The organism is Paraburkholderia sp. UCT70 (genome assembly GCF_050434085.1).
Taxonomy (GTDB): Bacteria; Pseudomonadota; Gammaproteobacteria; order Burkholderiales; family Burkholderiaceae; genus Paraburkholderia; species Paraburkholderia tuberum.
The window spans coordinates 1575837-1601200 of sequence record NZ_JBNPVZ010000004.1; the positions used below are offsets into that span (position 1 = coordinate 1575837).

General features: G+C 66.1%; 19 protein-coding genes. 8 read left to right on the forward strand and 11 right to left on the reverse strand.

What is annotated here, in order from left to right; all coding sequences use genetic code 11:
- Positions 1-8: 8 nt before the first annotated feature.
- The 6 genes from OKW41_RS32835 to rpsB all read right to left on the reverse strand — a co-directional run bounded on the left by OKW41_RS32835 (position 9) and on the right by rpsB (position 5110).
- Entirely contained in the window at positions 9-830 is an 822-nt protein-coding gene (locus tag OKW41_RS32835) for a phosphatidate cytidylyltransferase (protein WP_429450286.1), read from the reverse strand.
- Positions 824-1603, reverse strand: a complete 780-nt coding sequence (uppS, locus tag OKW41_RS32840) for a polyprenyl diphosphate synthase (protein WP_184022637.1) — start codon at positions 1601-1603, stop codon at positions 824-826. The genes OKW41_RS32835 and uppS overlap by 7 nt, the downstream gene beginning before the upstream one ends.
- Before the next feature lie 62 nt (positions 1604-1665).
- Positions 1666-2226, reverse strand: a complete 561-nt coding sequence (frr, locus tag OKW41_RS32845; protein ID WP_233801920.1) for a ribosome recycling factor — start codon at positions 2224-2226, stop codon at positions 1666-1668.
- Between the two features lie 97 nt (positions 2227-2323).
- Entirely contained in the window at positions 2324-3037 is a 714-nt protein-coding gene (pyrH, locus tag OKW41_RS32850; protein WP_090800588.1) for a UMP kinase, read from the reverse strand.
- Positions 3038-3259: 222 nt separating this feature from the next.
- Positions 3260-4141, reverse strand: coding sequence for a translation elongation factor Ts (gene tsf / locus OKW41_RS32855; protein WP_429575221.1), 882 nt, complete (start codon positions 4139-4141; stop codon positions 3260-3262).
- Positions 4142-4357: 216 nt separating this feature from the next.
- Complete coding sequence (gene rpsB / locus OKW41_RS32860; RefSeq protein ID WP_013089705.1) at positions 4358-5110, reverse strand: 30S ribosomal protein S2; 753 nt, start codon at positions 5108-5110, stop codon at positions 4358-4360.
- 551 nt (positions 5111-5661) lie between these two features.
- Between rpsB and map the strand changes: the two genes are divergently transcribed.
- From map to OKW41_RS32875, 3 genes are read left to right on the forward strand one after another with little or no spacing between them, the layout of a single operon-like run.
- Entirely contained in the window at positions 5662-6471 is an 810-nt protein-coding gene (gene map / locus OKW41_RS32865) for a type I methionyl aminopeptidase (protein WP_429450290.1), read from the forward strand.
- Between the two features lie 29 nt (positions 6472-6500).
- On the forward strand, positions 6501-9080 hold the full coding sequence (locus OKW41_RS32870) for a [protein-PII] uridylyltransferase (protein ID WP_429575222.1): 2580 nt from the start codon (positions 6501-6503) through the stop codon (positions 9078-9080).
- Positions 9081-9086: 6 nt separating this feature from the next.
- Complete coding sequence (locus OKW41_RS32875; RefSeq protein ID WP_429575223.1) at positions 9087-11153, forward strand: pseudouridine synthase; 2067 nt, start codon at positions 9087-9089, stop codon at positions 11151-11153.
- Positions 11154-11249: 96 nt separating this feature from the next.
- On the opposite strand, the gene def is transcribed toward OKW41_RS32875, so the two are convergent.
- The 5 genes from def to OKW41_RS32900 form a co-directional block, all read right to left on the reverse strand.
- Positions 11250-11783 (reverse strand): peptide deformylase, encoded by a 534-nt coding sequence (def, locus tag OKW41_RS32880; RefSeq protein ID WP_184066191.1) that lies wholly within the window; start codon positions 11781-11783, stop codon positions 11250-11252.
- Positions 11783-13846: an NAD-dependent DNA ligase LigA gene (gene ligA / locus OKW41_RS32885; RefSeq protein ID WP_429450296.1), complete on the reverse strand. Its 2064-nt coding sequence runs from the start codon at positions 13844-13846 to the stop codon at positions 11783-11785. The genes def and ligA overlap by 1 nt, the downstream gene beginning before the upstream one ends.
- A 166-nt stretch (positions 13847-14012) precedes the next feature.
- On the reverse strand, positions 14013-15302 hold the full coding sequence (locus OKW41_RS32890) for a cell division protein ZipA C-terminal FtsZ-binding domain-containing protein (RefSeq protein ID WP_429575224.1): 1290 nt from the start codon (positions 15300-15302) through the stop codon (positions 14013-14015).
- Between the two features lie 113 nt (positions 15303-15415).
- Positions 15416-18934 (reverse strand): chromosome segregation protein SMC, encoded by a 3519-nt coding sequence (gene smc / locus OKW41_RS32895; protein WP_429575225.1) that lies wholly within the window; start codon positions 18932-18934, stop codon positions 15416-15418.
- Between the two features lie 184 nt (positions 18935-19118).
- Positions 19119-20204, reverse strand: coding sequence for a DMT family transporter (locus OKW41_RS32900; RefSeq protein ID WP_429575226.1), 1086 nt, complete (start codon positions 20202-20204; stop codon positions 19119-19121).
- A gap of 305 nt (positions 20205-20509) precedes the next feature.
- Here OKW41_RS32900 and dapC point away from each other — a divergent pair, with 305 nt between their 5' ends.
- The 5 genes from dapC (at position 20510) to prmB (ending at position 25177) form a co-directional block, all read left to right on the forward strand.
- On the forward strand, positions 20510-21730 hold the full coding sequence (gene dapC, locus OKW41_RS32905; protein ID WP_429575227.1) for a succinyldiaminopimelate transaminase: 1221 nt from the start codon (positions 20510-20512) through the stop codon (positions 21728-21730).
- 73 nt (positions 21731-21803) lie between these two features.
- Positions 21804-22631 (forward strand): 2,3,4,5-tetrahydropyridine-2,6-dicarboxylate N-succinyltransferase, encoded by an 828-nt coding sequence (dapD, locus tag OKW41_RS32910; protein WP_008923562.1) that lies wholly within the window; start codon positions 21804-21806, stop codon positions 22629-22631.
- Positions 22631-22996, forward strand: coding sequence for an ArsC family reductase (locus OKW41_RS32915; protein WP_429575228.1), 366 nt, complete (start codon positions 22631-22633; stop codon positions 22994-22996). Before dapD ends, OKW41_RS32915 begins: the two co-directional genes overlap by 1 nt.
- Positions 22997-23138: 142 nt before the next feature.
- Complete coding sequence (gene dapE, locus OKW41_RS32920) at positions 23139-24278, forward strand: succinyl-diaminopimelate desuccinylase (RefSeq protein ID WP_429575229.1); 1140 nt, start codon at positions 23139-23141, stop codon at positions 24276-24278.
- A gap of 14 nt (positions 24279-24292) precedes the next feature.
- The gene (gene prmB, locus OKW41_RS32925) at positions 24293-25177 is read left to right on the forward strand and encodes a 50S ribosomal protein L3 N(5)-glutamine methyltransferase (RefSeq protein WP_429450309.1); all 885 of its coding nucleotides are present in this window, start codon (positions 24293-24295) and stop codon (positions 25175-25177) included.
- Positions 25178-25364: the final 187 nt, after the last annotated feature.

The window sequence follows — 25364 nt, forward strand, 5'->3', positions numbered from 1 at the left end:
CTCTTTCTCTAGCCGAGCAGCAGCATGGCGAGCGGCAGCACCGGCATCAACGCGTCGATGCGATCGAGCACGCCGCCGTGCCCCGGCAACAGGCCGCTCGAGTCTTTGACGCCGGCCTGACGTTTCATCATCGATTCGAACAGGTCACCGACCACGCTGAAAACCACCAGCAGGGTCAGCGCGAGCACCGTGCGCAGCGCACCCAGTTGCGCCAGCAGCGCAGAATACAGGGTCGGCTCGAACGCGTGCAAAAAGATCGCCGCCGCCGCGACGATCATGACCAGCAGCCAGCCGCCGATCGCCCCCTCCAAGGTTTTACCCGGACTGATCGCTGGCGCCAGCTTGTGCTTGCCAAATGCCTTCCCGGAGAAGTATGCGCCGATATCGGCGAGCCATACCAATAGCAGCAGCGACAGCACGAACGGCACACCCTGCATGCGCGCGGCGACGAGAGCATGCCAGCACGCGATGAAACCGACGATTCCGGCAAGAAACAGAAACGCGCGCCACGCGCCCTGCGCGAGCACGGGCTTGCGCAGCAGCACGAATGGACCGGCGATCACCCAGAAAATCGCCGCCGCCTGGAAGAACGGCCGCGCAGGCTCGGTGCCGATGCCCACCCGCGTACTGGTGACGAGTCCGAGTGCCGCGACGAGCGCGTACAGCACCGGACCCGCGCCACCGAGCTTCAGCAGGCGCGCCCACTCCCACGCGGCGAACACGACGACGAAAGCGATCAGCGCGCCGAATGCGCCGACAGGCGCGAACAGCGTGACGGGCAGGAACACTGCCAGCAACACGATCGCCGTGATGACACGGGTCTTTAGCATGGAAGCGAATCGACGTTCTGCGATTGCGGCTCAAGCTGAGCACTGGTGCGGCCGAAGCGGCGTTCCCGCTCCGTGTACGAAGCGATGGCGTGACCGAGCGCGTCGGCGTCGAAATCCGGCCAGAACGTGTCGGTGAAATAGAACTCGGTGTAGGCAAGCTGCCACAGCAGGAAGTTGCTGACGCGGCGCTCGCCGCCGGTGCGGATGAACAGGTCCGGCTCGGGTGCGTAGGCCATCGACAGGTGCTCGGCGAACGCGTCCTCGTTGACCTCGACCGGCTTGCCCGCCGCCGCTTGCTCGACGAGCTTGCGGGTGGCCTGCATGATGTCCCAGCGCCCGCCGTAGTTCGCGGCGATGGTCAGCGTGAGACGGGTGTTGCGCGCGGTCTTGGTTTCCGCGCGCTTGATCAGATCGCGGATCTTGTCGTCGAAACGCTCGAGATCGCCGACCACGCGCAATCGGATACCGTTCGCGTGCAACTTGCCGATCTCGCGCTCGAGCGCGGTGACGAACAGGCGCATCAGGAACGATACCTCCTCGTTCGGACGGCGCCAGTTCTCCGAGCTGAACGCGAACAGCGTCAGATATTCGACGCCCCGCCGCGCGCACGCCTCGACGGCCGCCCGCACCGCGTCGACGCCGCGCGTATGGCCCGCCACGCGGGGCAGACGTCGCTGCGTGGCCCAACGGCCGTTGCCATCCATGATGATCGCGATATGTCGCGGCACCGCGGCGACTTCAGGCACGCGCACGGTTGAGCTGGTATAGGTCATGGCCGTCGGGACAGTAATGCCAGTAAAGAAGTGGAAATCAGAAGGTGCTGAGCCGAACGGCGTCAGACCGTCATGATCTCGGCTTCTTTCGTTGTGACGAGCTTGTCGATTTCGGCGACGAACTTGTCCGTCAGCTTCTGGACGTCGTCACCGGCACGACGCTCGTCGTCTTCCGAGATTTCCTTGTCCTTGACGAGTTTCTTCAGTTGCTCGTTGGCGTCGCGGCGCAGGTTGCGCACAGCCACCTTGGCCGTTTCGGCTTCGCTGCGAACGACCTTGGTCAGCTCGCGGCGACGCTCTTCGGTCAACGCTGGCATCGGTACGCGGATCACATCGCCATGCGTAGCTGGGTTCAGACCGAGATCCGACTCGCGGATCGCCTTTTCGACGACCTGGATCATCTTCTTTTCCCACGGCTGCACGCCGATCGTGCGCGCGTCGATCAGCGTCAGGTTCGCGACCTGCGAAATCGGCACCGGCGAACCATAGTAGTCGCACTGGATATGATCGAGCAGGCCCGTGTGCGCACGGCCCGTGCGGATCTTCGACAGGTCGTTCTTGAACGCGTCGATGGAGCGCTGCATCTTCTGTTCAGCGCCCTTCCTGATATCAGCCACAGACATTTTTAAACCTCCGAACCTTCAAAACGGTGCGAGCCGCCCGGCGCGCGCGATGCGGCGGCCCGGGCTCGCGTCAAAGCCCACGTAATGTAAACGAAGTTTACACGTGGACGAGGGTACCCTCGTCCTCACCTAGCACGATGCGCTTGAGCGCACCGGGTTTGACGATCGAAAACACGCGGATCGGCAGCTTCTGGTCGCGGCACAGAGCGAAAGCCGTCGCGTCCATCACCTGCAGATTGCGGCCGATTGCCTCGTCGAAGCTGATCGTGCTATAGCGGGTCGCGCTCGAATCCTTCTTGGGATCGGCCGAATAGACGCCGTCCACCTTGGTCGCCTTCAGCACCACTTCCGCGCCGATTTCCGCGCCGCGCAATGCAGCGGCCGTGTCGGTCGTGAAGAACGGGTTGCCGGTGCCGGCCGCGAAGATCACGACCTTGCCTTCCTCGAGCTGGCGGATCGCGCGGGGCCGGATGTACGGCTCGACGACCTGGTCCATGCGCAGCGCCGATTGCACGCGCGCCTCGATGCCGGCGTGACGCATCGCGTCCTGCAGCGCCAGCGCGTTCATCATCGTGGCGAGCATACCCATGTAGTCGGCCGTTGCGCGGTCCATACCCGCCGCACCGCCCGCGACGCCGCGAAAAATATTGCCGCCGCCGATCACCACGGCCAGTTGCGTTCCGAGACGGACCACTTCGGCCACGTCCGCCACCATTCGTTCGATGGTTCCGCGATTGATGCCGAAGGCATCGTCGCCCATCAGAGCTTCACCGGAGAGTTTGAGCAGGACGCGTTTATAGGCAGTGGGCATAGGGGTATCCAGATCGCGCAGAACAGGGCAACAACAAGGGACTAATGTAGGGGTGAAATGCTGATTCGGGCAAGCACCGCCAAATTGGCGAACCCTGAGGTTCGCCAGCGGCGGCTGCGCGGCGAGGGTCAACTCGTGCGCGGCCTTGCGGCGCTGTCGACCGCGGCGAGGTCTTGCCTCGCCGCGGGTCCAAACGGTACGGCGGTGAAGCTTAGGTAACGCTTATTGTTGCTTTGCAGCAGCGACCTGGGCGGCCACTTCCGCTGCGAAGTCGTCCTGCTTCTTCTCGATGCCTTCGCCGACCACGAACAGCGCGAACTTCTGCACGCTCGAGTTGCCCGCTTTCAGCATCTGCTCGATCGTCTGCTTGTCGTTCTTCACGAACGTCTGGTTCAGCAGCGACACTTCCTTCAGGTACTTCTGCACGCTGCCGTCGACCATCTTCGCGACGATTTCAGCCGGCTTGCCAGATTCGGCGGCCTTCTGTTCAGCGATGCTGCGTTCCTTGGCGATCAGGTCCGCCGGCACGTCGTCCGACGACAGCGAAACCGGCTTCATCGCGGCGATGTGCATCGCCACGTCCTTGCCGACCTGTTCGTCCGCGCCGGTGTACTCGACCAGCACGCCGATGCGCGTGCCGTGCAGGTACGCCGCCAGCTTGTTCGCGGTGTCGAAGCGCACGAAACGGCGGATCGACAGGTTTTCGCCGATCTTGCCGACCAGCGCGAGGCGCACTGCGTCGACGGTTTGGCCGTCGAGCGGCAGGGCTGACAGCACCGCGACGTCAGCCGGGTTTTGCGTCGCGACGAGTTCGGCGATCTTCTTCGAGAACGCGAGGAAGTCGTCGTTCTTCGAGACGAAGTCGGTTTCGCAGTTCAGCTCGACGAGCGAACCAGCGTTGCCGTTGATGAACGATGCGACGACGCCTTCGGCCGTCACGCGCGATGCCGCCTTGCTCGCCTTGTTGCCGAGCTTCACGCGCAGCAGTTCTTCAGCGCGCGCCAGATCGCCGTCGGCTTCCGTCAGCGCCTTCTTGCATTCCATCATCGGCGCGTCGGTCTTCGCGCGCAGTTCTGCAACCATGCTTGCGGTAATTGCCGCCATCATTTGCTCCTTGAGTTCTGTCTGTCACACGCCGCCCGCATTTCGATGCCGGCGGCAGGAATTCGTTTCAGCGTTTTCGCGCATTTTGTGAGCGACGCGCCTCGCGTCGCCTCGAGCACTCTGCCAGATGCCCGTTACAACAACTGTCATAGACGTCGCGACTTAAAAAAAGGGGGCCTGTAGAAAGCCCCCTTTTATGCCGGACACTGGGCAGCCTTACGCTTCCGGGTTGACCTCGACGAACTCGTCGCCGTCGCCGCCACGCGCAGCCTGGACCACTTCGTTGACCGCGTTGGCACGGCCTTCGAGGATCGCATCGGCCACGCCAGCCGCGTACAGGGCGACGGCCTTGCTGGCGTCGTCGTTACCCGGGATCACGTAGTCCACACCTTCCGGCGAGTGGTTCGTATCGACCACGGCGATGACCGGAATGCCGAGCTTGTTTGCTTCGGTCACGGCAATCTTGTGGTAGCCGACGTCAACCACGAAGATCGCGTCCGGAATGCCGCCCATGTCCTTCACGCCGCCGATCGACTTCTGCAGCTTGGCCATTTCACGTTCGAACAGAAGCGCTTCCTTCTTGCTCATGCGCTCGGTTTCACCGGCTTCCAGCGCCGCCTCCATGTCCTTCAGGCGCTTGATCGAAACCTTCAGCGTCTTGAAGTTGGTCAGCATGCCGCCGAGCCAGCGCGCGTTCACGAACGGCATACCAGCGCGCTGCGCTTCCTGGGCGATCGTGTCACGCGATTGACGCTTCGTACCGACGAACAGGATCGTGCCGCGGTTCGATGCCAGCTGACGCGCGTACTTCAGCGCGTCGTTGTACATCGGCAGCGTCTTTTCGAGGTTGATGATGTGAATCTTGTTGCGATGACCGAAAATGAAGGGGGCCATCTTCGGGTTCCAGAAGCGGGTCTGGTGACCGAAGTGGACACCTGCTTCCAGCATTTGACGCATCGTAACTGCCATGAAATTCTCCACGAGGGTTGGGTCTTAAACCGGCTGCCGTATCGGCCGCGCCCGCCTCTACCTTGGGCACGCGACGACACCCTGGGTGCGCCGGCTTGCGAATTGGTTGCCTGACACGACTTTCTCCAACTCACGACACCCAACAACCGGAGTGCCGCGAGAAGCCGCTCCGCCCAGCTGCCATGCGCGAATTTGCGGACTCGCGAATAAAAGCGGACTAGGACCGACTTAGCCGAAGAGTATAGCACGCGACGACCGACTGACTCAACCGGCCCGACCACCGGCCGATGGTCCTACGCACGGGACCGCGCCGCCGGGACCGAAGCCCGGCCTGGCGTCCTTTGGGCCGCCAATTTGCCGATTCTGGCGCTTTTCGCCCTTGCCGCCCGATCCAGCGCAACGACCCGGCCCCCACTGCTGTAAAATGGCTCGATTCCGCCACGCGCGGGGGGCGTTAAGGATCGACCGGCATTCCGTGCCCGGCAGACGCCCCTCCGCCCGGCCACCGCAACACCCAGCAAGCCTTATCCAGCAAGGCTTCCGAGGAAACCATGGCTATCACCATCAAAAACGAAGACGATATCGCGAAGATGCGCGTCGCCTGCCGGCTCGCGAGCGAAGTGCTCGACTACATCACGCCGTTCGTCAAGGCCGGCGTCACCACTGGCGAGCTCGACCATCTTTGTCACGAATACATGCTGAAGGACCAGGGCACGGTCCCCGCGCCGCTGAATTACCAGCCGCCCGGCTACCCGCCCTACCCGAAAGCCACCTGCATTTCCGTCAACGACGTGATCTGCCACGGCATTCCGGGCGACAAGGCGCTCAAAACCGGCGACGCGCTGAACATCGACGTCACCGTGATCAAGGACGGCTATTTCGGCGACACGAGCCGCATGTTCATCGTCGGCGAAGGGTCGATCATGGCAAAGCGCCTCGTGCAAGCCACTTTCGAATGCATGTGGCTCGGCATCGACCAGGTGCGACCCGGCGCGCATCTCGGCGACATCGGCTATGCGATCCAGAAGCACGCCGAAGGCCTCGGCTACAGCGTGGTGCGCGAATATTGCGGACACGGCATCGGCACCGTATTCCACGAAGATCCGCAGATCCTGCACTACGGTCGCCCCGGCACCGGGTTCGAACTGCAGGCCGGTATGATCTTCACGATCGAGCCGATGATCAACGCGGGCCGCCGTGACATCCGCACGATGCCCGACCAGTGGACCGTCAAGACCAAGGACCGCAGCCTGTCCGCGCAGTGGGAGCACACGGTGCTCGTCACCGAGACCGGCTACGACGTGCTGACCGTGTCGGCCGGCACGCCCGCGCGTCCGCCCGTGGTCGCGGCCACGGCCTGACCGATTCCGACCACACCGCCTTCCTGCCAATGAGTAGCGTTCCAGCCGTCGCCCCCTCCCATGCCTCGTCGCTCAAGGCGGACTACAAAGTGGCCAAAGCCCAGTTGCTGGAACGCTTCCGAACGGCCACCAACGTCGACGCGTTGATGGCCGCCCTCGCGCGCGCCACGGACCATTCGCTGCGCGCCGCCTGGGACACCTGCGAGCTGCCCGACGACCTCGCGCTGGTCGCGGTTGGCGGCTATGGGCGCGGCGAACTCGCGCCGCACTCCGACATCGACATCCTGGTGCTGTTGCCCGACGCGCGGCTCGAGCATCTGGACGCGCGCGTCGAGCGCTTCATCAGTCTCGCGTGGGATCTCGGGCTGGAACTCGGCAGCAGCGTGCGCAGCGTGTCGCAATGCATCGAGGAAGCGGCCAACGACGTCACGGTGCGTACCTCGCTGCTGGAAGCGCGCCGCATCACCGGCAGCACCGCACTGTTCGACGATTTCGCTCGGCGCTACCGTGCGGCGCTCGACCCGAAGGCGTTCTTCCAGGCGAAGGTGCTCGAAATGCGCCAGCGTCACGCGAAGTTTCAGGACACGCCCTACGCGCTCGAGCCGAACATCAAGGAAAGCCCGGGCGGGCTGCGCGACCTGCAACTGATCCTGTGGATCACACAGGCGGCCGGCTTCGGCAGCAGCTGGCGCGAACTCGAAGCACGCGGACTCATCACCGAGCGCGAGGCGCGCGAGCTGCGCCACAACGAAGGCTTTCTGAAGTCGCTGCGTGCGCGGCTGCACGTGATCGCCGGGCGCCGCCAGGACATCCTGGTGTTCGACCTGCAGACGCCGGTCGCGGAAAGCTTCGGCCTCAAGCCGACCGCGACCAAGCGCGCGAGCGAGCAGCTGATGCGCCGCTACTACTGGGCCGCGAAAGCGGTCACGCAACTCGCGACGATCCTGATCCAGAACATCGAGGCGCAGCTGTTTCCGAGCACGAGCGGCATCACGCGCGTGCTGTCGGATCGCTTCGTCGAAAAGCAGGGCATGCTCGAAATCGCCTCCGACGACGTGTTCCAGCGCGAGCCGAATGCGATCCTCGAGGCGTTCCTGCTATACGAGCGCACCCCCGGCGTGAAGGGACTGTCGGCGCGCACGCTGCGCGCGATCTACAACGCCCGCGACGTGATGGACCAGCACTGGCGGCGCGATCCGGAAAATCGCCGGCTCTTCATGGAAATCCTGAAGCAGCCGGCCGGTATCACGCATGCGTTCCGGTTGATGAACCAGACGAGCGTGCTCGGGCGTTATCTGCTGAATTTCCGGCGCATCGTCGGGCAGATGCAGCACGACCTGTACCACGTGTTCACGGTCGATCAGCACATCCTGATGGTGCTGCGCAATCTGCGCCGCTTCGCGGTCGCCGAGCATGCGCACGAATACCCGTTCTGCAGCCAGTTGATCGTCAACTTCGACCGGCCGTGGGTGCTGTACGTGGCCGCGCTGTTTCATGACATCGCGAAGGGCCGCGGCGGCGATCATTCCACGCTGGGCATGGCCGACGCACGGCGCTTCTGCCGCCAGCACGGCATCGAAGGCGAGGATGGCGAGCTGGTCGTGTGGCTCGTGAAGCAGCATCTGACGATGAGCCAGGTCGCGCAGAAGCAGGACACGAGCGACCCTGAAGTGATCAAGCGCTTCGCCGAGCTGGTCGGCACCGAGCGCCGCCTGACCGCGCTCTATCTGCTGACCGTCGCCGACATCCGCGGCACCAGCCCGAAGGTCTGGAACACGTGGAAAGGCAAGCTGCTCGAAGACCTCTACCGCACCACGCTCGCCGTGCTTGGCGGTGCCCAGCCGGACGAGCATTCCGAGCTGAAGTCGCGCCAGGAAGAGGCGCTCGCGCTGCTGCGTCTCGAAACCGTGCCGGAAGGCGCGCAACGGGCGCTGTGGGACAAGCTGGACGTCGGCTATTTCCTGCGCCACGACGCGGCGGACATCGCGTGGCAGACGCGCGTGCTGTACCGCCACGTCGAAACGCCGACGCCGCTCGTACGCGCGCGGCCGTCGCCGATCGGCGAGGCACTGCAGGTGCTCGTCTACGTGAAGGACCAGCCCGATCTGTTCGCGGGCATCTGCGCGTATTTCGACCGCAACGGCCTGTCGGTGCTCGATGCGCGCGTCAGCACGACGCGCCATGGCTACGCGCTCGACAACTTCCTCGTCGCGCATACCGAAGAGGACGTGCACTATCGCGACATCGCCAATCTGGTCGAGCAGGAGCTGACCGCGCGCCTCGCGGGCCACGGCACCTTGCTGCCGGGACCGTCGAAGGGCCGGCTGTCACGGCTATCGCGCACCTTCCCCATTACGCCGCGCGTCGACCTGCGGGCCGATGAGCGCGGCCAATACTACATCCTGTCCGTGTCGGCGAACGACCGGCCGGGCCTTCTTTATTCGATCGCGCGCGTGCTGGCTGAGCACCGGGTCGGCGTCGCCTCGGCGCGGATCAATACGCTCGGCGAACGCGTCGAGGACGTGTTTCTGCTCGAAGGACACAGCCTGTCGGACAACCGCCTGCAAATTCAGGTCGAGACCGAACTACTGCGCGCGATCGCAGTGTGAGATTTCATGCGAATCAAATTAACAGCGAAGCATCCGCGGCCGGCGTCGTCCGAACGCGCCCCTGTCCGCCCCGGCAGCGCGTCGGCGCGTAAGCCGACCCGTCCAGCGCGGCCGAAGCCATTCGAGGCCGAGGCCGGCGCGAAGCGCGAAGGCGCGGCATCGACGGGTGGTGGCGCGAAGCGGCCGGTCGGTGCGAAGCCGGCGGGCGCCGGTGCACGCGCGCCGCGTGCCGAAGGGTCGGGCGTGCGCGAACGGGGCGCGGCTGCCGCGGGCGCACCGCGCCGCTTCGAAGGTGCGGCTCAGGGAGGCGAGCGCGGAGAACGCGCGCCGCGTCGTTTTGAGGGCGGCGCCGAGCGTGGCGAACGGGCGCCTCGGCGCGAATTCGGCGAACGGACTGAACGCGCGCCGCGTCGTTTCGAAGGCAGCGCTGAACGTGGCGAACGTGCGCCTCGACGCGAATTCGGCGAACGGACTGAACGCGCGCCGCGTCGTTTCGAAGGCAACGCTGAGCGTGGCGAACGTGCTCCTCGGCGCGAATTCGGCGAACGGACTGAACGCGCGCCGCGTCGTTTCGAAGGCAGCGCTGAGCGTGGCGAACGCGCTCCTCGGCGCGAATTCGGCGAACGGACTGAACGCGCGCCGCGTCGTTTCGAAGGCAACGCTGAGCGTGGCGAACGTGCCCCTCGGCGCGAATTCGGCGAGCGTGGCGAACGCGCACCCCGTCGTTTCGAAGGCAACGCTGAGCGTGGCGAACGCGCTCCTCGGCGCGAATTCGGCGAGCGTGGCGAACGCGCACCCCGTCGTTTCGAGGGCAATGCGGAGCGCGGCGAGCGCGCACCGCGCAGTTTTGGTGAGCGCGCACCGGGCCGCGACGCCGGCGAACGCCGTCCGTTCAGCGGTCCGCGTCCAGGCACAGGCAGGCCGTCGGAAGGCGGCGCGCGTGGCGATCGTCCGGTGCGCCGGGAGCGCGAGGCCGCCGACCGTCCGCGCTTCGGTAGCGATCGCGGTGAGCCGCAGGAGCGTCGCGGTGGCGATCGAGGCGCGCGCGGCGACAGCACCTCGCGCCGCTTCGAAAGCGAGCGTGGCGAGCGCAGCTTCGCGAAGCCGGCAAAAGGCGGCCACGGCGAACGCACCGAGCGTCGCGAGCGCCCTGCGCGCAGCTTCGACGACACGTTGCCGGCCCCGAAACGCCGCTTCGGCGACGACCGACCAACCCGCGCCGCCAAGCCGCGAGCCTCGGCATCAGCAACCGCCCGCCCCGTCGACACCACCATCGACACCCCGCACCCGCCCCGCCGCGATCGCGAAGACGCGCCGGGCATGCTGCGTCTGTCCAAGCTGATGTCCAAGCTCGGCCTGTGCTCGCGTCGCGAGGCCGACGAATGGATCGAGAAAGGCTGGGTCATGGTCGACGGCGAGCGCATCGATACGCTCGGCACGAAGGTGTTCCCGGATCAGCGCATCGACATCGACCCGGCCGCCGAAGCCTTTCAGTCGAGCCAGGTGACCGTGATCGTTCACAAGCCGGTCGGGCTCGTGTCTGGCCAGGCGGAGGACGGCTATCAGCCGGCCATCACGCTCGTCACGCCGGAGAATCGCTGGGAAGGCGACCGTTCGGGGATCCCCTTCTCGGCGTCGCATCTGCGCCAGCTCGCGCCGGCCGGGCGTCTCGACATCGATTCGACGGGCCTGCTCGTGCTGACGCAGGACGGCCGCATCGCGAAGCAACTGATCGGCGGTCACTCGGACGTGGACAAGGAGTATCTGGTGCGCGTCGCCTACGGCGATCACACGGTCGACGTCGAAAGCCATTTCCCGGCCGAAAAACTCGCGCTGCTGCGCCACGGCCTGTCGCTCGACGACGTCGCGCTGAAGCCCGCGCAGGTCAGCTGGCAGAACGGCGAGCAACTGCGTTTCGTGCTGCGCGAAGGCAAGAAGCGTCAGATTCGCCGCATGTGCGAACTGGTCGGTCTCGAGGTGGTGGGCCTGAAGCGCGTGCGCATGGGCCAGGTGATGCTCGGCGCGCTGCCGCCGGGACAGTGGCGCTATCTGTCGGAAGACGAGTCGTTCTGAGGTCCGTCCAATGCGCCTCCTTGCTGAGAGCGGGCGCATCGGCACAACAAAAAACCCACGCACTTTGGCGTGGGTTTTTTGTTGGCGGCAGCTGTGTCAGTCGTCGCTATTCGTATCGAGATCCGGGAACAGGACCTCCGTAAAGCCGAACTTCGAGAAATCGGTAATCCGCATCGGATACAGTTTGCCGATCAGATGATCGCATTCGTGCTGCACAACCCGTGCGTGAAAACCCTCGGCGACCCGGTCGATCGGATTGCCGAACTGATCGAAGCCGTGATAACGGATCATCGAAAACCGGCTCACCACGCCGCGCAGCCCCGGCACCGACAGGCAACCTTCCCAGCTTTCTTCCATGTCCTGCGAGACCGGCGTGACGGTCGGGTTGATCAGCACCGTTTCGGGCACCGGCGGCGCGTCCGGATAGCGCTCGTTCGAACCGAAGCCGAAGATCACCACCTGCAGATCGACGCCGATCTGCGGCGCGGCGAGACCCGCGCCGTTCGCCGCGTGCATGGTCTCGAACATGTCTTCCACGAGCCGGTGCAGCTCGGGCGTGTCGAAGTGAACGACCGGCTCGGCGATTCGCAGCAGGCGCGGATCGCCCATCTTCAGAATGTCGTGAATCATCAGTGCCCCTCCAGGAGCTTGCGCATACCATCTTCGTCGAGTACGGGGATGCCGAGTTCCTCGGCCTTCGAAAGTTTGCTGCCCGCGTCGGCCCCCGCCACCACGTAACTGGTTTTCTTCGATACCGACCCCGCCACCTTCGCGCCGGCCGCCTCGAGCATTTCCTTCGCGTCCTCGCGCGACAGGTTTGGCAGCGTACCGGTCAGCACGACCGTCTGCCCGGCCAGCACGCCCTGCGGCGCCTTCGGCGCTGGCGGCCCCTCGGGCCACGTGACCTTGCCCGGCGCGCGCAGCTGTTCGATCACCGTGCGGTTGTGGTCCTCGGCGAAGAACTGGTGGATCGATTCGGCGACGACCGGCCCCACGTCGTTGACTTCGAGCAGTTCCTCCAGCGACGCATCCATGATCGGATCGAGCGAGCCGAAGTGCTTCGCGAGATCCTTCGCGGTCGATTCGCCGACATGGCGAATCCCCAATGCGTAGATAAAGCGCGCGAGCGACGTGTGCCTGGCCTTGTCGAGCGAGTCGAGCAGGTTCTGCGCGGACTTTTCGGCGAAGCGGTCGAGTTCCGCGAGCGTCGTGAAGCCGAGATTAAACAGATCGGCCGGCGTGCGCACCAGGTTCTGTTCGACCAGTTGATCGATGATCTTCTCGCCGAGGCCGTCGATGTCGAGCGCGCGCCGCTGCGCGAAGTGCCACAACGCCTGCTTGCGCTGCGCCGGACAGAAGAGCCCGCCCGTGCAGCGCGCGATCGCCTCGTCGGGCAGCCGCTCGATCGCCGAACCGCACACCGGGCACTGCGTCGGCATCACGAACTCGCGCGCGTCGGCCGGACGACGCTCGAGCAGCGCGTTGACCACCTCCGGAATCACGTCGCCGGCGCGCCGCACGATCACTGTGTCGCCGATGCGGATGTCCTTGCGGCGCACTTCATCCTCGTTGTGCAAGGTCGCGTTCGTGACCGTCGCGCCGCCGACGAACACCGGTTCCAGCCGCGCGACCGGCGTGATCGCGCCGGTGCGGCCGACCTGCACGTCGATCGCGACCAGCTTCGTCAACGCTTCCTGCGCGGGGAATTTGTGCGCGAGCGCGAAGCGCGGCGCGCGCGACACGAAACCGAGCGCATCCTGCTCGTCGCGCCGGTTGACCTTGTAGACCACGCCGTCGATGTCGTAGGGGAGCCTGTCGCGCTTCTCGCCGACCGCGTGGAAGAAGCCGAGCAGGCCTTCGGCGCCCTGCACGACCGCGCGCTCGCCATTGACCGGCAAGCCCATCTCCTTGTACCAGTCGAGCAGTTCGCTATGGGTGGCCGGCATCTCGATGCCTTCGAGCACGCCGATGCCATACGCGAAAAACGACAACGGCCGCTGCGCGGTGATCTTCGAATCGAGCTGCCGCAAGCTGCCCGCCGCCGCGTTGCGCGGGTTCGCGAATTCGCGTTGTTCGGCGCTGCGCTGGCGTTCGTTCAGGCGCTCGAAATCGCGCTTGAACATCAGCACTTCGCCGCGCACGTCGAGCACGCGCGGCACGCGCTTACCCTTCAGCCTCAACGGAATCGAGCGGATCGTGCGGACGTTTTCGGTGACGTTCTCGCCGGTTGTGCCGTCACCGCGCGTGGAGGCCTGCACGAACACGCCGTCGACGTAGCGCAGCGAGATCGCGAGGCCGTCGAATTTCAGCTCGGCCGCGTAGTCGACGGGGACCGGCGGCTCGCTCGCGTTGTTGCCGAGCGCGTCGCCGATGCGCTTGTCGAACGCGACGATGTCTTCGTCGGCGAAACCGTTGTTCAACGACAGCATCGGCAGATCGTGCACGACCGGCTCGAAACCGCTCGCGGCCTCGCCGCCGACGCGCTGCGTCGGCGAATCCGGCACGATCAGATCGGGATGCTCGGCCTCGATGCGCTCCAGCTCCTTGAACAGCTTGTCATACTCGGCGTCCGGCAGGTCCGGTTGATCGAGCACGTAATACGCGTAGTTCGCGCGTTCGAGTTCCGCGCGCAACCACACGGCCCGCTCGGCCGGAGCGCTGGTTGCGGAAGGAGGGACGGAGGATCGGGCCATGCTGTCGGAAGCTTCTCGAGAAGAAAGTCGGACATCGGATTATCGCAGGAAGCGTGCCCCTTTACATCGCTGATTCGGGGCGGGCCGCGCTGCGACGCAAGCCGGAAACGACGACGGCCGCACATCGTGCGGCCGTCGTCAAAACGCGTAGAACGCTGCAAAAGGCTTACTGGCTGAACAGGCGCCGCGTGGCCGGCGAACCCGCCGGAATACCCGCCTGTTCGAGCTTCGCGTACAGCGTCATCAACTGTTTTTCGATCGCGAGCAGCGCGCTTTCCGGCAGCGGCCGGCGACCGTCGTCGACCACGCGTCCGCCGATGCGCTCGGCCAGCGACTTCGCGTAATCGCACATCAGCCGGAACGGCAGGATGTCTTCGTCGGCGACCGGCACGTCGAGCACCAGCGTGATCATCTCGCCGCCTTTGTACGTGAGGTCGTCGCGCAGGAAGTTGGTGTCGCCGAACTGCAGCATGAACACCGGGCTTTGCCGCGAGTCGAGCTTGACGAAGCGCGTGCCGTCGCGCGACAGCAGCAGACCGTCCTGCGATGCGACCGCCTGCACGTAGTTGGCCGACCACGGCGCGCCGTCCGACAGCACGTTGATCGACAACTGCGCGTCGCACTGGGCGGCAAAGCCGTCGAGCTCGCGCGCCATCGCGACGGTTTCGAGCATGTCGGGGAATTCCGGCGCCGCGTCGAGCGCATCGGCGAACTGCTGTACGCCGGTCACGAACTCGGAAAATTCGAGCTCGTTCAGCGCGCCGCTACGGTTCGCGAGCTGCGCGGCCGCGCGCAGCTCTTCATAGCGCGTGCCGTTCTGCAGCAGCTCCCACGAGCCGCCGCCTTCGGGTTTGCCTTCGATGTGCACGGGCTTGCTGCCCGCCCGACGCAAGCGCTGCGCGAGCGGAAGCACCTTGTCGCCGGCCACGGGGCCGTTCAGCCGGATCGGCACGATACAGTCGATGCGTCGATCGACGATCGCGGGCGGCGTCGACGAAATCGTCGTGGCGGCCGGCAGGATCGGTTCGACCCGCTCGTGCCCGGCGGACGCGGGCTGGGCCGCGGGCGCGCCCGGCGCCGCCGCATGTTCGCCTTCGCCCATGGTATCGGCGTCCGCCGATGGATAACCGTTCGGCGACGTCATCTCGGCCTGGATATCGGCCGGTGTATCGAGCGGTGCGGCGCCCGCGCCGAACGTCGGCTCGACGCGCGCCGCGGTCGGGTCCGCGGCCGCCTCGGCGCTCACGCTCGGCTCGCGCCGCGTGGTCGGCCGGGCCGGCTCGATGAACGGGCTCTGCTCCTCATGCTCGTCCCGCGCAAAGCTCTCGGCGGTGTCGGCCGGCATCGGCCGCGGCATCTTGCGGCGGACCTTCGCGCCCTGCCACGCGTTGTACGCGACCACGCCCCCCACCACCACGGCACCCGCGCCGATCAAACCGAGTGTCAACTCGTCCATGCATGCTCCATCAGCAATTCTTCTATCCGCGCGAGCCTCTCGTCCGCTCCACGTACCGCGCGGCGCTCGATCAGGCCGCTGCGGTGGATGCGGATGCCCGCGAAGGCGTTAACTCAAACGATATTCTGGGCGAAACCCGCCGCCGTTTCCATGTCGACCGCGACGATCCGCGAGACGCCCTGCTCCTGCATCGTCACGCCGATCAGCTGCTGCGCCATCTCCATCGCGATCTTGTTGTGCGAGATGAACAGGAACTGGGTTTTGTCGGACATCGCCCGTACCAGATTCGCGAAACGCTCGGTGTTGGCGTCGTCGAGCGGCGCGTCCACTTCGTCGAGCAGACAGAACGGCGCCGGATTCAGCTGGAACATCGCGAACACGAGAGCGGTCGCGGTCAGCGCTTTCTCGCCGCCCGACAGCAGGTGAATCGTCGAATTCTTCTTGCCCGGCGGCTGAGCCATCACCTGCACGCCGGCGTCGAGGATTTCGTCGCCGGTCATGATCAGCTTCGCCTGGCCGCCGCCAAAGAGACGCGGGAACAGCTCGCCGAAATGACGGTTCACTTCGTCGAACGTGCTTTGCAGCAGCGTGCGCGTTTCGGCGTCGATCTTGCGGATCGCGTCTTCGAGCGTTTCGATCGCGCTCGTCAGGTCGGCCGACTGCGAATCGAGGAAGCTCTTACGCTCGGTCGCGGCCTTCAGCTCGTCGAGCGCGGCCATGTTGACCGGCCCGAGCGCGGTGATCGCGTTGTTGATGCGCGTGACTTCGCCCTGCAGGTACGACGGCTTCATGTCCGCCGTCAGCTTGGCTTGCAGTTCGGCTTCATCGACACCGGCCGCGGCCAGTTGCTCGACGAACTGCTCGCCGCTGATGCGCGCGGCCTGCTCCTTCAACTGCAATTCATTGATGCGGTCACGCAGCGGCTGCAGGGCGCGCTCGGCGGTGAGGCGCGTTTCGTCGGCCGAGCGCAGCTTCGCGGTCAGGTCGTCGAGCTCGACGCGCGCGGCGCGCAGCGCCTCTTCTTTCACGGCGCGGATGTCGAGCGCGTCCTGCAGCCCGGTGTGCGCGGTCTGCTCGTTGATCGTTTCCAGTTCGGCGCGCGCGTCTTCGAGCGCGCCCGCGACGCGCTCGCTCTGCTCGTGCGCGACCTGGATGCTGCGCTTCAATTCGTCGATGCGGTTCGCCATGTTGCGCGCGGCGAAGCGCGCGTCGGTAGCGGCGCGGTCGAGGTCGCGTGCTTCGCCGCGGGCAGTCGTCAGTTCTTCGTCGAGTGCTTCGAACGCGAGCTGGTGGTCTTCGAAGCGCGCCTGCAGTTCGGCGAGCTCGCCGTCGTGACGCTCGAAGTTCGCTTCCGACTCGGCGCGCAGCGCCCGCTGCTCGTCAATCTGCGCGGCGATTTCTTCGAGTTCCTCGCGAATCTGCGTGCTGCGCTGCGTGTAGCGTTCGTGCGCCTGTGTGAGCCTCAGCACGTCCATCTGCAACGCGTGCACCCGCTGCGTCGCGCGTTCGGCCTGCTGGCGCAGCTCGGCGAGCGCCTGCGCGGCTTGCGTGTGCGCGGCTTCGGCGCGGATCGCGGCGGCCTTCGCCTCGTCGGCGAGCAATGCCTGTGCGCGCACCTGGCGGCCGAGGTTTTCGATTTCCTGCTGACGCGCGAGCATGCCGGCCTGCTCGGAATCGGCCGCATACAGCTGTACGCCGACGCGCGTGACCACGTGCCCCGCCTTGACGACGAACGCGCCGCCCTCGGGCAGCTGCGTGCGCATCGAAAGCGCCTGCTGCAGATCGTCGGCGACGAACGCGAGGCCCAGCCAGTCGGTCAGCACCGCGCGGATACCCGCGTCCTCGATGCGCACGAGCGACAGCAGCGAGCGCAGCGCGCCCGCCGCCGGGGCCGGCTGCCCAGCCGCGGGCGGCGCGTAGAACGCGAGCTTGGCCGGTGGCGCGTCGGTTGCGAACGCCTTGACCCAGTCGAGATTCGACACTTCGAGCGCGGCGAGGCGCTCGCGCAGCACCGCTTCGAGCGCGGTTTCCCAACCGGCCTCGACATGCAGTTTCTTCCACAGACGCGGCAGGCTGCCCAGCTCGTGCTTGTCGAGCCACGGCTGGATCTTGCCTTCGGTCTGCACGTTTTCCTGCAACTGCCTGAGCGCGGCGAGGCGCGCGTCGAGCTGATGGATCTGCGCGCTTTCGGCCTGCACGCGCTCCTGCGCGGCGCGGCGTTCACCGTCGAGCCGCGGCAGTGTTTCCTGCGCGTCGGCGAGGCGGCCCTGCGCGTCGTGAAGGACTTCCTCGTGCTCGGCGAGCTGCACGCGCAATTCCTCGAGCTGCGCCTCGTCGGGCGCGTCGAGGCCACCCTCTTCCGATTTCAGCCGCTCATGGCGCTGCTGCAGCTGCTGCAACTGCTGATCGGCATTGCGCTGATGCGCGGCTTCGAGCTTCAGCGCCTGCTCGGTCTGCGCGATGCCGCCGCGCTCGGTGTTCAGCTCCGCCTGGGCGTCGCGCCAGCGCGCTTCGAGGGCGGGTAGCGCATCGTGCTTCGCGGCGGCGTCCTCTTCGGCGAGCACGGCTTTTTCTTCAGCGACGGCCAGTTGCTCTTCAGCGACGGCGATATCGTCCTGCGCCTTGTCGGCCTGCGATTGCCACTGCTCGCGCTGCGCGGTCAGCGCGGCGATCTGCGCCTGCACGCGGTTGCGCGATTCGACGATGAAGCGGATCTCGGCTTCCAGCCGGCTCACTTCCGCGTTCGCCTCGTACAGCGCGCCCTGCGCGCCCTGCATCGCGTCGCTCGCCGAATAGTGCGCGACGCGCAGCGTTTCGAGTTCCGCCTCGACTTCGCGCAGCTTCGCGGTTTGCGCCTCGAGGTCGATCTGCGCCTGCTCGATCGCGCGTTGCTGGCGCTGCTGCTCGCCGGCCGCCTCGTTCTTGCGCAGCAACCACAGCAGACGCTGCTTTTCCTCGCCGTCGCTTTGCAGCTCGCGATAACGGGTCGCGACGACCGCCTGCCCCTCGAGCTTCTCGAGATTCGTGCCGAGCTCGCGGACGATGTCCTCGACGCGCGTCAGGTTCTCGCGCGTGTCGTGCAGACGGTTCTCGGTCTCGCGGCGGCGCTCCTTGTACTTCGACACGCCGGCGGCTTCTTCGAGGAACACGCGCAGCTCTTCGGGCTTCGCCTCGATCAGCCGCGCGATCATGCCCTGCCCGATGATCGCGTACGCACGCGGCCCGAGGCCGGTGCCGAGGAAGATGTCCTGGATGTCGCGGCGCCGCGCCGGCAGATTGTTGATGTAGTAGCTCGACGTGCCGTCGCGCGTCAGCACGCGCTTCACGGCGATCTCCGCATACTGGCCCCACTGGCCGGCGGCGCGGCCGTCCGCGTTGTCGAACACGAGTTCGACGCTCGCGCGGCTGCCGGGCTTGCGGGCGGTCGAGCCGTTGAAGATCACGTCCTGCATCGACTCGCCGCGCAATTCAGAGGCGCGCGATTCGCCGAGCACCCAGCGCACGGCGTCGATGATGTTGGATTTGCCGCACCCGTTCGGACCGACCACGCCAACCAACTGGCCTGGGACCTGGAAATGCGTGGGATCGACGAAGGATTTGAAACCAGCGAGTTTGATCGAGGTGAGCCGCACGGCGATTTCGCTGTTTGAAAAGAGAGAGTGATAGGTGGCTCGCGAGGTTGCGCCAGTCGTTCACCGCCGCAGCGGGACGGCCCCACGCAACCTCGCGAGCCTTCGCAATTTGGTTGCCGGCTGCATGCGCTCATGCATATCTGAGGCACACGCAGGTACGCTTGCGCCGGCTAATGAGGGGGAATCATACCATCGCGCGTGGACGATTCTTACCGCCCTTTCGGTGGCCGTCACTGTCGCCGTCAGGGCCGTGTTCGTCACCGCGTTGGTCACCGCGTTTGGCACCGCGTTTGGCACCGCGTTTGGCACCGCATTGACCACCGCGTCCATCGTCGCCGCCGGGCCCGTCCGTGTCCCCGATGGCCGGATCGGGCGGCGCCAATTTCGTCCGATGCACCCAACTCGACAAGGCCGACGCGAGCACGATGCACGCGCCGCCGGCCCATTCGCGCGGGCCCGGTACTTCGCCGGCGAACAGCCACGCCGACAGCGCCGTCACGACGAGTTCGAACAGCATGATGATCGACGCGCGATTGGCCGGCACGCGCGAGAGCCCGTATTGCACGAGCATGTTGTTCGACGCGAGCAGCAGACCGAGACCGAGCACCAGCAGCGCCGCCGTGCCCAGATGCGCGCCGACGGGCGGCGCGGGCATCGGCTCGAACAGCGACGCGAGCGCGCCGAACAGCGCCGCGCCGCCGAAGATCACCGCGGTGCGCATTTCGGGCTTCATGTCCGGCAGCACGCGGCTCGTCTTCAGGATCAGCACGTTGCTCATCGCGAAGCCCATGCCGCCGGCGAGCCCGGCCCATTCGGCGGGATTGCCGGGTACCGGAATGCCGAGACGCGGCGACCATAGCATCGTCATCGCGCCCGCGAGCGACAGCGCGGCCAGCGCCGCGCCCGACCACGAGAGCCGCTCGTGCAGGATGAAATGCGCGAACAGCGCGGTCCACGCGGGCGTCAGATAGAACAGCAGCAGCACGCGCATCACCTGACCGTGGATCGCGCCCCACACGAAGCCCAGATTCGTGACACCCGCGGCGAGCGCGAGCGCCGGCAGCAGCCAGTGCCACCGCACGGTCTTCAGCGCGCCATTCCGCACGAGCAGCACGAACAGGCAGCCGGTGCCGCTCGTGAGCGCGCTCGCGGCGGTGCCGGTCACCCCGAGCGCGGCCAGCATCCGCAGCGGATACCAGACCATCCCCCAGACCGACGCGCCCAGCATGATCGCGAGCGTCGGCCAGCCGTTGCGAAGCCAGTTGGTCATGGGGCGGGACTCCGACGGGCGTCGTGGGCGGGTCGTATGAGGATCCAGCCGGCCGTCTCCTGAACTGCTGCGTACATTGCTGCTCCTGCGTATTCTTTTACGCGAACCGTGGCGGATTTCGCGCCGTTCCCGCCGCGGCGCCCCGGTGTGCCGCCTCGCGGATTGCTCCCGCGCCGCGCGTCAGGCTCCCGCCTGGTCCGCGGGCGCGCCACGCTATAATCGTCCGTTCGCCGCCGCCCGCCGGCGCGCGTGCCCGGTTGTCCCGCCATTCGTCCGCGTCCATCCCCGATCAGGCCATTTCGTCCGTGAATCCGCTACTCGACTCCCTTCAGCCCTATCCGTTCGAAAAGCTGCGCCTGCTTTTCAAGGACGTCACGCCGCCGGCCGGCCTTGCGCACATCAGCTTCGGCATCGGCGAGCCGAAACATCCAACCCCGCCGCTGATCCGCGACGCCGTCATCGATTCGCTCGGCGGCCTCGCCGCGTATCCGGCCACGCTCGGCTCGGCGCCGCTGCGCGAGTCGATCGCGAAATGGGTCGCGCAACGCTACAACCTGCCGCCGCTCGATCCGCTGACCGAGGTGCTGCCGGTGGCAGGCTCGCGCGAGGCGCTGTTCGCGCTCGCGCAGACGGTGCTCAATCCGCGCCGCGATGCTGACGGCGAGCCTGCGATCGTACTCTGTCCGAACCCGTTCTACCAAATCTACGAAGGCGCGGCGCTACTCGGCGGCGCGCAGCCGTACTTCGTCAACAGCGACCCGGCGCGCAACTTCGCGTGCGACTACTCGGCGGTGCCCGCCGACGTGTGGGCCCGCACGCAACTGCTGTACGTCTGCTCGCCGGGCAACCCGACCGGCGCCGTCCTCACGCTCGACGACTGGCGCGAGCTGTTCGCGCTATCGGACCGCTACGGCTTCGTGATCGCTTCGGACGAGTGCTACTCGGAAATCTATTTCGACGAGTCGAAGCCGCCGCTCGGCGGCCTCGAAGCCGCGCACAAGCTCGGACGCGGTTTCGAGCGCCTCGTGATGCTGTCGAGCCTGTCGAAGCGCTCGAACGTGCCGGGCATGCGCTCGGGCTTCGTCGCCGGCGACGCCGCGATTCTCAAGGCATTCCTGCTGTATCGCACGTACCACGGCACGGCGCTGTCGACCGTGTTCCAGAGCGCGAGCGTGGTCGCCTGGAGCGACGAGACGCACGTGCGCGAGAACCGCGCCAGGTACCTGCGGAAGTTCGCGACCGTCACGCCGATGCTCGCCGACGTGCTCGACGTGCGCCTGCCCGACGCCGCGTTCTACCTGTGGGCCAACGTCGAGCGCACCGGCCTCACGGACACCGAGTTCGCCCTGCGCCTCTACGCCGACTATAATGTGACGGTTCTGCCGGGCTCGTTCCTCGCGCGCGCCGCGCACGGCGTGAACCCCGGCCGCAATTTCGTGCGCCTCGCGCTCGTCGCCGACGTCGACGAATGCACGGCGGGCGCACAGCGGATCGTCGAATTCTGCCGCTCGCTCAGTGTCAACTGAGTGCAGCCTAAGCCTTGCTTGAGCTACACGGCATCCCCTTCTTCAGACTTCAACCCTTCAGATAATCACGCATATGTCGCAACAACTTCAGAGCATCATCGATACCGCCTGGGACAACCGCGCCGAACTGTCGCCGAAAGCCGCGCCGGCAGAAGTGCGCGAAGCCGTCGCCCATGCGATCGAGCAACTCGATAAGGGCGCGCTGCGCGTCGCCGAAAAGAAGGACGGCGACTGGGTCGTCAACCAGTGGCTGAAGAAGGCCGTGCTGCTGTCGTTCCGTCTGGAAGACAACGCGCCGATGCCGGCCGGCGGCTACAGCCAGTTCTACGACAAGGTGCCGTCGAAGTTCGCGAACTACACCGCTGAAGACTTCGCCGCCGGCGGCTTCCGCGTGGTGCCGCCCGCGATCGCGCGCCGCGGCTCGTTCATCGCGAAGAACGTCGTGCTGATGCCGTCGTACACCAACATCGGCGCGTACGTCGACGAAGGCACGATGGTCGACACGTGGGCCACCGTCGGCTCGTGCGCGCAGATCGGCAAGAACGTGCACCTGTCGGGCGGCGTCGGCATCGGCGGCGTGCTGGAGCCGCTGCAGGCCAACCCGGTCATCATCGAAGACAACTGCTTCATCGGCGCGCGCTCGGAAGTCGTCGAAGGCGTGATCGTCGAGGAAAACTCGGTGATCTCGATGGGCGTGTACCTCGGCCAGAGCACCAAGATTTACGACCGCGAAACCGGCGAAGTCACGTACGGCCGCATTCCGGCGGGCTCGGTCGTGGTGGCGGGCAACCTGCCGTCGAAGGACGGCACGCACAGCCTGTACTGCGCGGTCATCGTCAAGAAGGTCGACGCGAAGACGCGCGCGAAGGTCGGCCTGAACGAGTTGCTGCGAGGCGATTGATGGCGCGCGGCACCAAAACCGTCGTCTACGGCATTCCGAACTGCGACACTGTGAAGAAGGCCCGTGTGTGGCTCGAAGAGCACGGCGTCGAGTTCGAGTTCCACGACTTCAAGAAGGCCGGCGTGACCGAGCCGCTCGTGCAGGACTGGCTCACGGACGTCAAGCTCGACGCGCTGCTGAACCGCCGCGGCACGACGTGGCGCGCTCTGTCCGACGACATGAAGGCGGCCGCGGAAACGCAGCCGGGCGCGATCGCGCTGATGATCCACAAGCCGTCGGTGATCAAGCGGCCGGTGCTGGTCGTGAACGGGCGGGTGAAGTCGCTCGGCTTTTCGGCGGACGAGTACGCGGCGCTGTTTGTCTGAGCGCGGCGCTGAAGCGCCAGGCTCGAGCACGAGGTAGTCGAACGCGCGGCCTCGCGCCGCGTCGTTCAAAGGCTGTTGCCGGCTGCGGTGCCCTCACCGCGAGCCGGCATTTTTTCATTTCAAAGTGGCTTGTACTGAATCCATGTCCGGCACCCTCGCCCTTACCGAACAACTGATCGCGCGCGCGTCCGTCACGCCCGACGATCAGCATTGCCAGCGTCTCCTGATCGAGCGCCTCGCCGCGCTCGGCTTCGAGCATGAGACGATAGAATCAAACGGCGTGACCAACCTTTGGGCCGTCAAACGCGGCGTCGACGGCACGCAAGGCAAGCTGCTCGCGTTCGCCGGCCACACCGACGTGGTACCGACCGGCCCGCTCGAACAATGGCACTCGGCGCCGTTCGAGCCGACCCAGCGCGACGGCAAGCTGTACGGCCGCGGCGCGGCGGACATGAAGGCGTCGATCGCCGGCTTCGTCGTCGCGAGCGAGGAGTTCGTCGCCGCGCACCCCGAGCACCGCGGCTCGATCGCGTTCCTGATCACGAGCGACGAGGAAGGCCCCGCCACCGACGGCACCGTCAAGGTCGTCGAAGCATTGCAGCAGCGCGGCGAGCGCATGGACTACTGCATCGTCGGCGAGCCGACCTCGAGCGAGCGTTTCGGCGACATGGTCAAGAACGGCCGGCGCGGCTCGCTGTCGGGCAAGCTGATCGTCAAGGGCGTGCAGGGCCATATCGCCTACCCGCATCTGGCGAAGAATCCGGTGCACCTGCTGGCGCCAGCGCTCGCCGAACTCGTCGCCGAGCGCTGGGACGAAGGCAACGAATATTTCCCGCCGACCACCTGGCAGGTGTCGAACCTCCACAGCGGCGCCGGCGCGACCAACGTGATCCCCGGCCACGCGGACGTGATGTTCAACTTCCGCTTCTCGACCGCGAGCACCGTCGAAGGACTGCAAAAGCGGGTGCATGCGATTCTCGACAAACACGGCCTCGAATACGAACTGCAATGGACCGTGAGCGGCCTGCCATTTCTCACCCCGCGCGGCGAGCTGTCGAGCGCGCTCGCGCAAGCGATCAAGGACGAAACCGGCGTGGACACCGAACTGTCGACCACCGGCGGCACGTCGGACGGCCGCTTCATCGCGCGCATCTGCAGGCAGGTGATCGAGTTCGGTCCGCTGAACGCGAGCATCCACAAGATCGACGAACATATCGAAGTCGCCCATATCGAGCCGCTGAAGAACGTGTATCGCCGCGTGCTCGAACAACTGATCGCGTAACCTGGAACTTTGCGATGACGCTACCTTTTTGCACCGTCCGCGACCTGCTGCGTTATGCAGTGTCCCGTTTTAGCGAGGCCAAAGTGTCGTTCGGCCACGGCTCGGCCAATGCCTACGACGAAGCCGCCTATCTGATCCTGCACACGCTGCATTTGCCGCTCGACCTGCTCGAACCGTTTCTCGACGCACGCCTGACCACGGCCGAAATCGAGGCGGTGCTGAAAGTGATCGAGCGACGCGCCGCCGAACGCGTGCCGGCCGCGTACATCACGCAGGAAGCGTGGATGCACGGCTATCGCTTTTACGTCGACGAGCGCGTGATCGTGCCGCGCTCGTTCATCGGCGAACTGCTGCAGGACGGCCTGCAGCCGTACGTCGAGGACCCCGAGCAGGTCGGCGCGGTGCTCGAACTGTGCACCGGCTCCGGGTGCCTCGCGATCCTCGCCGCGCACGCGTTCCCGAACGCCGACGTCGACGCGGTCGATCTGTCCGCGCCCGCGCTCGAAGTCGCGACGCGCAATGTGCTGGACTACCACCTCGACGAGCGCATCGCGCTGTTCGAAGGCGATTTGTATGCGCCGCTCGCCCAGCGCCGCTACGATGTGATCATCAGCAATCCGCCGTACGTGAACGCCACGTCGATGCAGGAGCTGCCGGCCGAATACAAGCACGAGCCGGAGATGGCGCTCGCGGGTGGCGCCGACGGCATGGACATCGTGCGACGGATCATTGCGGACGCGCGCAACTGGCTGACCGAAGACGGCGTGCTCGTCATCGAGATCGGCAACGAACGCGAGCACGTCGAGGCCGCGTTCGGCGGTCTCGACCTCGTGTGGCTGTCGACCAGCGCCGGCGACGACAACGTGTTTCTGATCCAGGCCAGCGACTTGCCGGTCTGAGTCCGGCATGCTGACCGTTTGATCGTCGTTTCAAGCGCGTTTCTCAGGCAGGGTCACGAGCAATCGCCGCGATAGCGCGTGGCCTTGCCCGCAACCGCAGCCTGAGCCCGTTGCCCGACGCGTTCGCCGCAGACCACGGAGCGAGCCCGTGCCGCCTCCGTTTCCTGAACCACGGCGCTTCGCCAAC